At 68.2% G+C, this 12,683-nt stretch carries 8 protein-coding genes; 1 reads left to right on the forward strand and 7 read right to left on the reverse strand.

Features of this window, described 5'->3' with window-relative positions; translation table 11 throughout:
- Positions 1-49: 49 nt before the first annotated feature.
- The 7 genes from D9V36_RS11620 to ngcE all read right to left on the reverse strand — a co-directional run bounded on the left by D9V36_RS11620 (position 50) and on the right by ngcE (position 8,810).
- A complete protein-coding gene (locus D9V36_RS11620; protein WP_129293705.1) occupies positions 50-1,375 on the reverse strand; it encodes a sugar ABC transporter permease in 1,326 nt (441 codons plus the stop codon).
- The gene (locus D9V36_RS11625) at positions 1,372-2,172 is read right to left on the reverse strand and encodes an ATP-binding cassette domain-containing protein (protein ID WP_129293706.1); all 801 of its coding nucleotides are present in this window, start codon (positions 2,170-2,172) and stop codon (positions 1,372-1,374) included. Before D9V36_RS11625 ends, D9V36_RS11620 begins: the two co-directional genes overlap by 4 nt.
- A gap of 406 nt (positions 2,173-2,578) precedes the next feature.
- A complete protein-coding gene (locus D9V36_RS11630) occupies positions 2,579-3,670 on the reverse strand; it encodes a sugar ABC transporter substrate-binding protein (RefSeq protein ID WP_241720835.1) in 1,092 nt (363 codons plus the stop codon).
- Between the two features lie 139 nt (positions 3,671-3,809).
- Positions 3,810-5,009 (reverse strand): ROK family transcriptional regulator, encoded by a 1,200-nt coding sequence (locus tag D9V36_RS11635; RefSeq protein ID WP_129293707.1) that lies wholly within the window; start codon positions 5,007-5,009, stop codon positions 3,810-3,812.
- A gap of 377 nt (positions 5,010-5,386) precedes the next feature.
- Positions 5,387-6,358, reverse strand: a complete 972-nt coding sequence (locus D9V36_RS11640) for a carbohydrate ABC transporter permease (RefSeq protein WP_129293708.1) — start codon at positions 6,356-6,358, stop codon at positions 5,387-5,389.
- Positions 6,358-7,281 carry a carbohydrate ABC transporter permease gene (locus D9V36_RS11645; protein WP_129293709.1) on the reverse strand — a complete coding sequence of 308 codons (924 nt, stop codon included), beginning with the start codon at positions 7,279-7,281 and terminating at the stop codon, positions 6,358-6,360. Before D9V36_RS11645 ends, D9V36_RS11640 begins: the two co-directional genes overlap by 1 nt.
- Positions 7,282-7,370: 89 nt before the next feature.
- Positions 7,371-8,810 carry an N-acetylglucosamine/diacetylchitobiose ABC transporter substrate-binding protein gene (gene ngcE, locus D9V36_RS11650; RefSeq protein WP_129293710.1) on the reverse strand — a complete coding sequence of 480 codons (1,440 nt, stop codon included), beginning with the start codon at positions 8,808-8,810 and terminating at the stop codon, positions 7,371-7,373.
- Positions 8,811-9,244: 434 nt separating this feature from the next.
- Here ngcE and D9V36_RS11660 point away from each other — a divergent pair, with 434 nt between their 5' ends.
- Entirely contained in the window at positions 9,245-12,664 is a 3,420-nt protein-coding gene (locus D9V36_RS11660; protein WP_129293712.1) for a GH92 family glycosyl hydrolase, read from the forward strand.
- The last annotated feature ends 19 nt before the right edge of the window (positions 12,665-12,683 follow it).

Genomic DNA, 12,683 nt, shown 5'->3' on the forward strand with positions numbered 1-12,683 from the left:
CACCGGATGATGCCCGGTGGGGGCCGGCGCCGTCGGAAGCGGGGCGCGATCAGGTGCGTCCGGCCGTCTTCTGCGTCCGGCGGGAGACCGAGTCGATCACCACCGCGGCGAGCAGCACCGCGCCGGTGATCATGTACTGGATCTCGCTCGCCATGCCGAGCAGGTTCAGGCCCTGCTGGATCGACTGGATGACCAGCATGCCCAGCAGCGCGGACCAGATCTTGCCGCGGCCGCCGAAGAGGCTGGTGCCGCCGATGACGGCCGCCGCGATCACATTCATCAGGGTGTTGCCGGAGCCCAGGTTCTTGGTGGCGCCGCCGGAGAGGCTGGCGATGAACAGTCCGCCGAACGCCGCGAGCATGCCGGAGATGGCGAACACGCTGATCCGGATCCTGTTCACATTGATGCCGGCCCGGCGCGCCGCCTCGGCGTTGCCGCCAACCGCGAAGATCTGCCGTCCGTAGGGGGTGCGGCGCACCACGAAGTCGGCGATGACCAGGACCGCGAGGAACAGCACCAGGGCCAGCGGCAGACCGCGGGCGCCGGCCGGCTCGTTCAGGACATAGGCGACGGCGAAGGCGATCACGGCCACCACGCCGGTGCGCAGCAGGATCTCGCTGAGCGGCCGGGAGGGCAGTGCGGCGGCCCTGCGGCGCTTGCTGTCGAGCAGCAGCGACCCGGCGTAGGCGAGGACCGCGATCAGCGCGAGACCGTAGGCCGCGGCCTTGTCCTCGAAGTAGTAGCCGGTGAGGTCCTCCACCACGCTGCCGCTCGGCGTGTTGAGGGAGCCTTCCTGGCCCATCATCCAGATCTGCAGACCGCTCCAGCCGAGAAAACCGGCCAGCGTGACGACGAAGGCCGGCACGCCGATCTTGGCGAAGAAGAAGCCGTGCAGGGCGCCGATGACCACTCCGGCCACGAGGGCGATCAGGACGGCGAGCCAGTCGTTGACGCCGTGGGTGACGCTGAGCACGGCCCATACGGCCGCGCCGACGCCCGCCACCGAGCCGACGGACAGATCGATCTCGCCGAGCAGCAGCACGAAGACGATGCCGACGGCCATGATGCCGAGGCCGGAGGTGTAGACACCGATGTTCGCGAGGCTGTCGGCGGACAGGAAGCTGCTGTTCTTGAGCTGGAAGACGACCGCGATGACGATCAGGCCGATGACGACCGGCAGCGAGCCCAGCTCCCCGCCGCGCACCCGGCGCCGGAAGTCGTTGAGGTAGCCGGCGAAGCCCTGTTCGCGGACGAGCAGGCGGGGGTCGACGGCGGCCGGCCGGTGGGTGTCGGCGGCCGGGGCGGGGGTCTCCCGGCCTGCTGTCGCGGCCGCCTCGTCCTCGTCCGCGGCGGGCCGCTTGGTGAGGTCACTCATGCGCCGGCCTCCTTCTTCACCTGGTCCGTACGCGCCTTGCGGCGGGTCACGGCGTTGTCCGAGGCGCCGGTGATGGCGGCGATGATCTCTTCGTGGGAGGTGCCCTCGACATCGAAGACACCGTTGTTGCGGCCCAGCCGCAGTACCGCGACCCGGTCCGCGACGGCCTGTACATCGGCCATGTTGTGGCTGATGAGGATGACGCCGAGCTCGCGCTCGCGCAGCCGCTCGACGAGGTCGAGGACCTGGGCGGTCTGCTCGACACCGAGGGCGGCGGTGGGCTCGTCGAGGATGACGACCTTGGGGTCGCCGATCAGTGCGCGGGCGATGGCGACGACCTGCCGCTGGCCGCCGGAGAGCGCGGCGACGGGGATACGGACGCTCGGGATGCGGATGGACAGGGTGTCCAGCAGCTCCTTGGCGCGCTTCTCCATGGCGATCTCGTCGAGGACGCCCGCCGTGCGGATCTCGTTGCCGAGGTAGAGGTTGGCGACGACATCGAGGTTGTCGCAGAGCGCGAGGTCCTGGTAGACGGTGGCGACGCCGAGTTCCTGGGCGTCGTGCGGCTTGGTGATGCGCACCGCCCGGCCCTCCCATTCGATGGCGCCGTCGTCGACCGGGTGGACGCCCGAGATGGTCTTGACGAGGGTGGACTTGCCGGCGCCGTTGTCGCCGACGAGGGCGACCACCTCACCGGGGTGGATCTCCAGGGTGACGTCCGTGAGTGCCTGGACGGCGCCGAACCGCTTGGAGACTCCGCGCAACGCCAGCACAGGCGTAGCGGACACGTGAATCATCTCCTTCGCCGCCGTCACTACGGCGGGGATGGTGGTGCGTGGAGCGGGGGGCCTTGCGAGGGACGGTCCGGCTCCGGGAGGGGGTACGGGGCGGAGCCGGGAGGGGTGCGGGGCGGGACCGGTACGAGGCCGGGCGGGGTGGGGCCGGGGCCGCGGGCCGGGGTAGGGCGGGAGGCCGGGATACGGCCTGAGGCGGAGGTTGGGCCGGGATCAGGCCGGAGCAGGGGCCGCGGGCGGGTGCCGCGCGGCCCCGCCTGGCGGGGGCCGGAGGGGAGGCCGGAGGGCCGGGGTCCGGGCTGGGTCCGGGGTCCGGGGTGGAGAGGTGTGCCGGCGGGCCGGGTGACCGTGGCCGGGAGGCGTGGCCTACGGGGCCGGGGCCGCCGACCGGGGCAGGAGGCCGCGGGTCCTACTTGATGCCGGCCGCCGCGCAGGCCTTCTTGACGTCGCCGGTGCAGAGCTGGCTCGCCTTGTAGACCTTGTCCTTGATGATCGTGGAGGCGATGTTGTCCTTGGTCACGATCTGCGCGTCGTAGAGCTTGGCCGGGATGCCCTTGACCTCGCCGCTGAGGCTGTCGACCTTGGTGTCCGTCAGGGAGCCGATCTTCTCGCCCTTGAGCAGCTTGACCGCGATCTCGGCGGTGGAGTCGGCCTGCGGCTTGATCTGCTTGTAGATCGTGAAGGCCTGGTCGCCCTTGAGGATCCGCTGTAGGCCCGCGAGCTCGGCGTCCTGGCCGCCGACCGGGACCTTGACGCCCTTCTGCTTGAGCGCGGTGATGATGCCGCCGGCCATACCGTCGTTGCCGGAGTAGACGCCCTGGATGCCGTCCTTGCCGAGGGAGTCGAGAGCCGCGTTCATCTTCTTGTTGGCCTCGTCCGTCGACCAGTCCGGGATGTCCTGCTCATAGGCGACCTTCTTGACCTGCTTGTCGAGGACGCTGTGGGCGCCCTTCTTGAAGAACGGCATGTTCGGGTCGGTCGGCGAACCGTTGATCATGACGACATTGCTGTCCTTGGCCTTGTCGCCGAGCGCCTTGACCAGGGCCTGGCCCTGCAGACGGCCGATCTTCTCGTTGTCGTAGGACACGTAGGCGGAGAGCTTGCCCTCGGCCAGCCGGTCGTAGGCGATGACCTTGACACCCTTGGCGGCGGCCTGGTTCACCCAGGACTTGGTCGCCTTGAAGTCCACCGCGTCCAGAATGATCACCTTCACGCCCTGGGTGATCAGCGCGTCGAACTGCTTCTTCTGGGTCTCGGTCTCCTGCGCCGCGTTGTTGTACTTGACCGTGCAGTCGCTGCACAGCGACTTGATCTTCGCCTCCATCAGCGGGCGGTCGAAGGTCTCGTAACGCGTGGTCTTGTTCTCCGGCAGGAGCAGGCCGATGGTCTTGTTGTCGCCGCCGCCCTTGGCGTTGTCGCCGGCCTTGCCGCAGGCGGCCACGGAGAGCGCCATCGAGACGGCGGCGGTGCCTATGACGACGCGACGCGTCCAAACGTTCATGGGGTTGCCTCCCTGACGAGGCCGCGCCGTTGCGGCCGAGGTGGCTGGAAGTCAACTCGGCCCCCAGCCGACCGTCAAGGAGTAAATCCTTAACGAGATGACAACGGTGCCATGCGTTAGCTGTATGAACTCAGTGATCTCATGCCAGGGCCGGAGCGTCCGTGGACTGCGCTCCGTCGAGCAGGGTCGAATCGCCCATCTCGCTCAGCACCAGCGCCAGCGCGCCCAGCACCTCCGCACGGCCCCCGAGCGTGCCCGGGACGACCCCCAACTGCCGTGCCGCACTCGGGATCGCGTACCGCGACACCGATTCCCGGATCGGCGCCAGGACCAGCTCACCGGCCTCGGCGAGATCACCGCCGAGCACCACCCGGCTGGGATTGAGCAGATTGCACAGGTTCGCCACACCGCTGCCGATATGACGGCCGACGTCCGCGATCACCCGCCGGCAGCCCGGGTCGCCCTCGCGGGCCAGCTGTACCACCCGCGCCATGGTCAGATCGGGCCCGTGGCTCGGCTGCAGCAGCGGGAGCACATAGCGGGCCGCGGTGAAGGTCTCCAGGCAGCCGCGGTTGCCGCAGCGGCACACCGGGCCGGACTCGTCCAGCGTGATGTGCCCGATCTCGCCCGCCGTGCCGCCCGGCCCCCGGTAGATCTGCCCGCTGATCACCAGGCCGGCCCCGACACCGCTGGCGACCTTGATGTACGCCAGGTCGGCGGCCCCCCGGCCCCCGCCCCACACCAGCTCGCCCAGTGCGCCGAGGTTGGCGTCGTTGTCGACGTGGACCGGCACCCCGAGGCGCCCGGACAGCTCCTGGCCGGGGTTCGTCCCCGACCAGCCCGGCAGGATCGCCGTCGAGCCCAGCGTCCCGGACTCGACGTCGATGGGTCCCGGTACGCCCAGGCCGACGCCGATGACCTTGCCCACGTCGAGTCCGGTGGCCGTGATCAGCCGGTTGACCAGCTCTTCCGCCCGGTCGAAGCCTTCGGCGGCGGAGGCGTCCACATCGATCGGCTCGGACTGTTCGGCGAGCACCTGGTGGGCGAGGTTGCCGATCGCCACCCGCAGATGGGAATGCCCGAAATCGACCCCGACGACGATGCCCGCGTCGCCGGAGAGGGAGACGCTGCGCGCCCGCCGCCCGCCGGCCGAGGTCGGGGTCACCTCGACGGTCCCGCCGTCCTTCAACTCACGAACGATGTTGGAAACGGTGGCCGCGGACAGCCCCGTGCTCCGGGCGATCTCCGCCTGCGTGAGGGAGCCCGCCATACGCACCGCACGTACGACCCGCTCCAGATTGGCCCGGTGCAGCGAGGACTGCGACCCCGGAGTCTCCATCGACTCATCCACTCCCGTCTGGGGCCGGGGGTACCTCCCAGTGGTGACTGGGGGAGGTACGACGACCGCCCGCCGGCCGCACCCACACCTTTGTAGGACGGCCCTCGATTCAACATGTGAACTCTAAGCAGAACTCCAGCCGGGAAGTCTCGTCAAGGCGTTGAGCCCGCACATGATCAGGAGAGGCCGCGCCGGGATGCCCGCGGGGGCGGTCCCGCCGCAGCGGAACCGCCCCCTGGCACACACCGGGCGCCACCCGAAGTCGGCGCAAACACATCGCCGCCGGCGGCCGGTAAACGGCGCCACGGCCCGCTCCCCTGTACGCCGTCCCGGTCCACTCCCCTGCACAGCGCCTGCAGGGCGCCCGTCCCGCTCCCCTATTTGAGGGCGCCCGCGGTCAGCCCGGCCACCACCTGCCGCTGGAAGATGATGTACGCGGCGAGCACCGGCAGCATCGCGATCGTCAGCCCCGCGAACAGACCGGACCAGTCCCCCTTGTAGCCCTGACTCACCGCCAGCGCCACCAGCCCCTGGGTCAGCATCTTCTTGTCCGGGTCCCCGACGTTGAGCACCGTCGGCAGCAGGTACTGGTTCCACTGGCCGAGGAAGTTGAAGATCCCGACGCTGATCAGGCCGGGCTTGGCCATCGGCAGCATCACCTGGAAGAAGGTGCGGGTGTGCGAGGCGCCGTCGATGAGCGCGGCCTCGGCCACCGAGGTGGGCAGGGTTTTGAAGAACCCGCTGAGGAAGAAGACCGTGAACGGCAGCGAGTAGGCGATGTAGACCAGGATCAGGCCGTGGTAGGTGTCCAGCAGCGCCATGTTCTTCATGACGAAGAACAACGGGACCAGCGCCAGGATGACCGGGAAGCCCATCCCGCCCACGAACAGGAAGTACAGGAAGCGGTTGCCCGGGAAGTCGAAGCGGGCCAGCACATACGCCGCCATCGCGCCCAACAGCATCGTGCCGATCAGTGAACCGCCCACGACGATCAGCGAGTTGAGGAAGTACTGGCCCATGTTCGCCTTGTCCCAGGCGCGTGACCAGTTGTCGAAGTGCAGGACCGAGGGCAGGCCCCAGGGCGAGCCGAAGATCTCGGAGTCATCCTTGAAGGAGCTCACCACCGCCCACAGCAGCGGCATGGTGACCAGAAGGCCCCAGATCACCAGCACCCCGTGCGAGAAGACATTGAGGACCGTGCCCTCGCTGCTCTTGCCGTCGGCGCGGACGGCGTCCTTACCGCCCTGTCCGCGGCGCGGTCCGGGCACTCCCGGGCCCGGGGACGCCCCGGCGGGCGCCTGCTCCTTCGTCACACCCGGGAGGTCCGCGGGATCCGTCTGCGCACTCATCAGAACTCCAGTCGCTCGCGTCGTCCCAGCCGCATCACGACGGCCGAGAAGACGAGGGTCACGATCAGCAGGGAAACGCCGATGGCCGTCGCGTATCCGGCCTGACCGTCGCGGAAGGTCTTCTGGTACACGTACAGCGGAAGGACCTCGGTCGAATAGTCGGGACCGCCCGGACCGACGCTCATGATCTGCACGAACGCGAAGGCCGACACGTCCAGGGCGAGGATGCCCATATAGATCCAGCCGGTCTGGACGGTGTCCCACAACAGCGGCAGAGTGATCCGGAAGAACGTGTTGAGGCGGTTCGCGCCGTCCAGCAGCGCGGCTTCGTAGAAGTCCTTGGGAATGGAGCTCATTCCCGCGGAGAAGAGCACGACGTAGAAGCCGACATTGGCCCACACCATCGCGGCCATGACGCACCACAGCGCGATCTGCGGATCGCCCAGCCAGTCCGGCTGCACATTGTCGAGCCCGATCGCCTTGAAGAAGGCGTTGAGCGCACCGCTCTCCGGGTTGTAGGCGAACTGGAACAGCAGCGCGACGATCGGGACCGACAGCACCTGCGGGAAGAAGTAGAGGATTTTGTAGGCTCCCGAGCCACGCACCCCGCCGATGACCGCCTTCTTCCGGCGACGGCCACCGACGTTGAGCATAAAGGCGAAGAAGAGCCCGAGCGAGAGCGTCACCACCGGCAGGAGCAGCAACAACGTCACGCTGTTGCCCACGGCGGACCAGAAGACATCGTCCGTGAAGAGGCGCGCATAGTTGTCGAAGCCGACCATCTTCATGTCCGGACTCAGTCCGGTCCAGTCCGTGAAGGAATAGTAAATGGCCTGCACGAACGGCGAGATCACGAAGATCGCGTAAATCGCCAGCGGGAGGACCAAGAACCCCGCGATGAAACGGTACTTACCGTGTTTCATGACTACCGAATCCCGTTCTCTCCCTGCGTGTGCCGCATCCGGTGACGCGCCCCGGCCCGAATGGGGTGGTGCCTTCAAGAACTCGTCGGTCAGCGCTTGTACTTCTTGACGCTGGAGTCGTCGCGGGTGTCGTCCGCGTACTTCTGGATCTTCTTGATGGCCTCGTCGGGCGTCATCCGGCCGGCCATCATCTCGCCCAGCGCACCGACACCGATCCGCTCCTTCTGGAGCGCCACATACCAGTCCTGCAGCCGCGGATTGACGATGTTCTGACCGGCCTTCTGCAGCGCGGCCTGCGCCGACGCCAGACCGGGCGGAAGCTTCAGCCCCTCGGTCCCGCCGTTGAGGGAGGTGAGGGAGGAGACCTGCCGGATGAAGTTCTGCGAGGACTTCTTGCCGAGCATGATGCGCAGCAGTTCCATACCGCCCTCGGCGTTCCGGGCCTTCCTGGGCACGATGTACGGCTCGCCGCCGGAGGCCCAGAGGGTGCCGAACGGCATCTTGTCGGAGGGGGACAGGCTGGACGGGGCGCCCACCGCGAGATCGAAGTGCGGGTTCTTCGCGATCTGCTTGGCCGACTCGTTCTCCACCCAGGAACCGTTGGGGATGAACAGCGCCTTGCCCTCGGCCCATGCCTTCTGCGACTGCAGGTGGTCCAGGCCGGGCGAGCCCTTGAGGACGTAGCCCTTCTTGTAGAGCTCGTAATAGGCGTCGAAGGCCGCCTTCACCGCCGGGTCCTTCCAGGCGTTCGGCTCCAGATTGTCGATCTTCCGCAGGACCTCTTCACCGCCGATCTTGGCAATGAACGGGTACAGGCTGAAGGGCAGGTAATACGGGTACTTGCCCGGGTACGTCCAGCCGGCGACGCCCTTCTTCTTGGCCTTCGCGCACAGGGCCAGCATGTCGTCCCAGGTCTGGGGGTATTCCGCATCCAGTTTCTGCAGATTGCTCCGGGAGTACCAGACGCCGTAGACCGTGTAGGCGTAGTAGAGGATCCAGGTTTCCTTGCCACCGAACTGCCCCATCTCGACCACACCGGGACGCAGTGTGTCGCGCACCTTCTTGCGCGGATCGTCGACGGAGGGGGCATCGAGGAGCGCGGTGAGGTCGGTCAGCTGGTCCTTGGCCACCAGCGTGCCGAAATCCATCTGTTCCGCACCGGAGTTGTCGACGAGGTCGGGCGGATTTCCGCCGTTGAAACGCGGCTGCAGCGTCGACTGGATCTTCTGGGTGGACGAGAGCTTGACCTTGCCGTCGGCCTTCGGGAAGGACTTGAGGTACTCGCCCTGCGCATCCCTGGCGTACTTGTCGCCGAATCCGCCGTCGAAGATGACCACATCGAGGCCGGCCGAATCATTGACCGCAAGTGGGTTCTTGGCTGATTTCTTGCCCTTCTCCACCTTGTTGTCCTCACCGCCACCGCCGCCGGCGCACGCCGACAACACCCCCATGGACGGTACGGCGATGATCCCCAGGGCCGCGGCCCGCTTGACCAGATCGCGACGGTTGAATTCAGAGGTGGATCCCATGCTCAAGTCCTCGCCTTCTTCAGGACTCAGGCGGTGTACCGGAGCCACCCCGGCACCGCAGGTCAGATGAAGCTGAGTTGTACGGGATGTGCACCGGGCTCACCAGCGAAATGCGGGGCACTCATCCGTTCCCGCATTCCCCCCGGCTCCGCGGCCGCGGTCGTACGGCCGGTCGGACGCCGACAGGTATAGTCCACTTCCGGCCTCAGGGGCAAGATCGAATGCAGGTTTGGACGGCAGTCTTTCCCTAGTTGAGACCTCCCCGGTATGCAGGGGATTGCCCGGACGTCACCCTGCCGGACCGCCCGGCGACACCGCGGCCCACCGATCTCAGCGACACCCTTGACACCAAAGACCCCACGCACCTTACTTATCTCTGTTTATCTTGGCGTCATGTAACTGACAACGATGTCAATCTTGTTGAGAGGGCTCGCGTGCGGATCGGATACCGGCACCGTCCACGGCGGGGGATCACCCGCCTCGCCGCCCTCGCGGCGGCCGCGCTACTCGTCGTCACCGTGCCCGGCCCGGCACGGGCCGCGCCGCCCCGACAGCCCCAGGGGGACACGGAATTCCGCTCCTCCTTCGAATCCGGCGAACCGCAGCCGGACTGGACCGACAGCGTCGACACCGGCCCCGACGGCACCCCCCGGGCCTCGGGTGTCAGCCCGCAGACCGCCTCCGCCGCGCCCGGCATGAACACCCGGACCGACACCGGCCCCGACGCCTCCCCCACCGCGAAGGCGCACGCCGGCTTCAGCGGCACCCATGCGCTGCGCTACTCCGGCACCCACACCGCCGACGGCCGCGGCTACTCGTACAACAAGATCTTCGATGTCGATCTGCCCGTCACCGCGGCCACTTCGCTCTCGTACAAGATCTTCCCCGAGATGGCGAAGAGCGATCCGGACTATCCGGCGACCCACGCCGCCGTGGACCTGGCCTTCACCGACGGCACCTACCTCAGCGAGCTGTCCGCCGTCGACCAGCACGGCGCGCCGCTGACCCCGCAGGGCCAGGCCGCCGCCAAGACGCTCTACGCCAATCAGTGGAACGACCGGGAGTCGCGGATCGGCGCGGTCGCCGCCGGCAAGACCGTCGACCGGATCCTGGTCGCCTACGACGCACCCCGGGCGCCGCGCACCGCACCGGCCTTCCGCGGCTGGGTCGACGACATCGTCCTCGGGCCCAAGGCCCCGGAGAAGCCCCTCGCGCACCTCTCCGACTACGCCGTCACCACCCGCGGCACGCTCTCCAGCGGCAGCTTCTCGCGCGGCAACACCTTCCCCGCCCTCGCGGTCCCCAACGGGTTCAATTTCTGGACCCCGGTCACCAACGCGGGCTCCGCCGACTGGCTCTACGAGTACGCGCGCAAGAACAACGCCGACAACCTCCCCACCCTCCAGGCCTTCAGCGCCAGCCATGAGCCGAGCCCGTGGATGGGAGACCGGCAGACCTTCCAGGTCATGCCGTCCGTCGCGGCCGGTACTCCGGACGCCTCCCGCGCCGGCCGTGCGCTGCCGTTCCACCACGCCAACGAGACCGCGAAGCCGCACTACTACGGCGTGACCTTCGACAACGGCCTCAAGGCGGAGATCACCCCGACCGACCACGCCGCGCTGATGCGCTTCACCTTCCCCGGCGACCGGGCGAGCCTGATCTTCGACAACGTCAACAACAAGGGCGGGCTGAGCCTGGACACCGAGCACGGGACCGTCACCGGCTTCTCGGACGTCAGGAGCGGACTGTCCGTCGGCGCCACCCGGCTCTTCGTCTACGGCGTCTTCGACGCCCCGGTCACCGGCGGCGGTGCACTGGAGGGCGGGGGTGGCAAGGACGTCACCGGTTATCTCCGCTTCAAGCCCGGGGCGGACCGCACCGTGACCATGCGGATCGCCACCTCCCTGATCAGCGTGGACCAGGCCAGGGCGAATCTGACCCGGGAGATCCCGGCCGACGCGACCTTCGCCGACGTCAGGGACCGGGCGCAGGCACAGTGGGACGGCCTCCTGGGCCGGATCGAGGTCCAGGGCGCGAGCCGCGACCAGCTCACCACCCTTTACTCCAACCTCTACCGCCTCTACCTCTACCCCAACTCCGGCTTCGAGACGGTAGGTTCGCGCAGCCGCTACGCCTCTCCCTTCTCTCCGCAGACCGGCCAGGACACCCCGACCCGCACCGGCTCGAAGATCGTCGACGGTGAGGTGTACGTCAACAACGGCTTCTGGGACACCTACCGGACCACCTGGCCCGCCTACTCCCTGCTCACCCCGGAGCGGGCCGGGAAGATGGTCGACGGCTTCGTCCAGCAGTACAGGGACGGCGGCTGGATCTCCCGCTGGTCCTCGCCCGGTTATGCGGACCTGATGACCGGAACGAGTTCCGATGTGGCCTTCGCCGACGCCTACGCCAAGGGGGTGAAGTTCGACGCCGAGGCCGCCTATGCCGCGGCCGTCAAGAACGCCACCGTCGCCCCGCCGAACTCCGGCGTCGGCCGCAAGGGCATGAACACCGCGCCCTTCCTCGGCTATACGAGCACCGATACCCGTGAGGGCATGTCCTGGGCGCTGGAGGGTTGTCTCAACGACTTCGGCATCGCCCGGATGGGCAAGGCCCTGTACGAGAAGACCAAAAAGCCCCGCTACAAGGAAGAATCCGCTTATTTCCTGGGCCGCGCCCAGAACTACGTCAAGCTCTTCGACGACAAGGTCGGCTTCTTCCAGGGCAAGGACGCCCAGGGCCACTGGCGGCTGCCACCGGGCACTTTCGATCCCCGGGTCTGGGGCAACGACTACACCGAGACCAACGCCTGGACCGCCGCCTTCACCGCGCCGCAGGACACCAGGGGCCTGGCCAACCTCTACGGCGGCCGCGCCGGTCTGGCCGGGAAGCTGGACGCCTACTTCTCCACACCGGAGACCGCGTCCAAGGAATTCGCCGGCTCCTACGGCGACGTGATCCATGAGATGACCGAGGCCCGCGACACCCGTATGGGTATGTACGGCCACAACAATCAGCCCTCGCACCACATCGGCTATCTGTACGACGCGGCCGGGCAGCCCTGGAAGACGCAGGAAAAGGTCCGCGAGGCGATGTCCCGGCTCTATCTCGGCAGTGAGATCGGCCAGGGATATCCGGGCGACGAGGACAACGGCGAGATGTCCGCGTGGTACGTCTTCAGCGCGCTCGGCTTCTATCCGCTGGTGATGGGCCAGGGCGAATACGCGGTGGGCTCCCCGCTGTTCACCCGGGCCACCGTCCATCTGGAGAACGGGCGCGACCTCACCATCGAGGCGCCCAGGAACAGCGCCCGCAACGTATATGTGCAGGGCCTGACCGTCAACGGCAGGCCCTGGCACTCCACCGCCCTGCCGCACGGACTGCTGGCGCGCGGCGGCACCCTGGAGTTCGCCATGGGCGACCGGCCGTCCTCCTGGGGCTCCGGCCCGGACGACGCGCCGGCCTCGCTCACCAAGGGCGACGCGGCGCCCACACCGCCGGCGGATGTCACCGACCCCGCGGCCGGCCCGCTCTTCGACAACACCTCCGCCACCGCGGCCACGTTCACCACGGCCGCGGCCGATACGGGCGGGCAGGTCCGGGCCGTCTCGTACACGCTGACCTCGGCGGATCGCGCCGCGGCGCCCGCGGGCTGGCGGCTGGAGGGCTCGGCGGACGGGCGGCGCTGGCGGGTGCTGGACCGCCGCTCGGGCGAGCGCTTCACCTGGGACCGGCAGACGCGGGTGTTCACCATCGCGCACCCCGGCACATTCCGGCACCACCGCCTGGTGAGCGAGGGCGGTCCGGGCACCCTCGCGGAGATCGAGCTGCTGGATCGCGGAAAAACCAGTTGATCCGTCAGGTTCTTGTGGA

The organism is Streptomyces lydicus (genome assembly GCF_004125265.1).
Lineage (GTDB): Bacteria > Actinomycetota > Actinomycetes > Streptomycetales > Streptomycetaceae > Streptomyces > Streptomyces lydicus_C.

Excerpts from the sequence above, each read along its gene's own strand:
- D9V36_RS11635 (WP_129293707.1), bottom strand. The coding sequence starts at position 5,009 with ATGGAGACTCCGGGGTCGCAGTCCTCGCTGCACCGGGCCAATCTGGAG.
- D9V36_RS11645 (WP_129293709.1), bottom strand. The coding sequence starts at position 7,281 with ATGAAACACGGTAAGTACCGTTTCATCGCGGGGTTCTTGGTCCTCCCG.
- D9V36_RS11620 (WP_129293705.1), bottom strand. The coding sequence starts at position 1,375 with ATGAGTGACCTCACCAAGCGGCCCGCCGCGGACGAGGACGAGGCGGCC.
- D9V36_RS11630 (WP_241720835.1), bottom strand. The coding sequence starts at position 3,670 with ATGAACGTTTGGACGCGTCGCGTCGTCATAGGCACCGCCGCCGTCTCG.
- D9V36_RS11625 (WP_129293706.1), bottom strand. The coding sequence starts at position 2,172 with ATGATTCACGTGTCCGCTACGCCTGTGCTGGCGTTGCGCGGAGTCTCC.
- ngcE (WP_129293710.1), bottom strand. The coding sequence starts at position 8,810 with ATGGGATCCACCTCTGAATTCAACCGTCGCGATCTGGTCAAGCGGGCC.
- D9V36_RS11640 (WP_129293708.1), bottom strand. The coding sequence starts at position 6,358 with ATGAGTGCGCAGACGGATCCCGCGGACCTCCCGGGTGTGACGAAGGAG.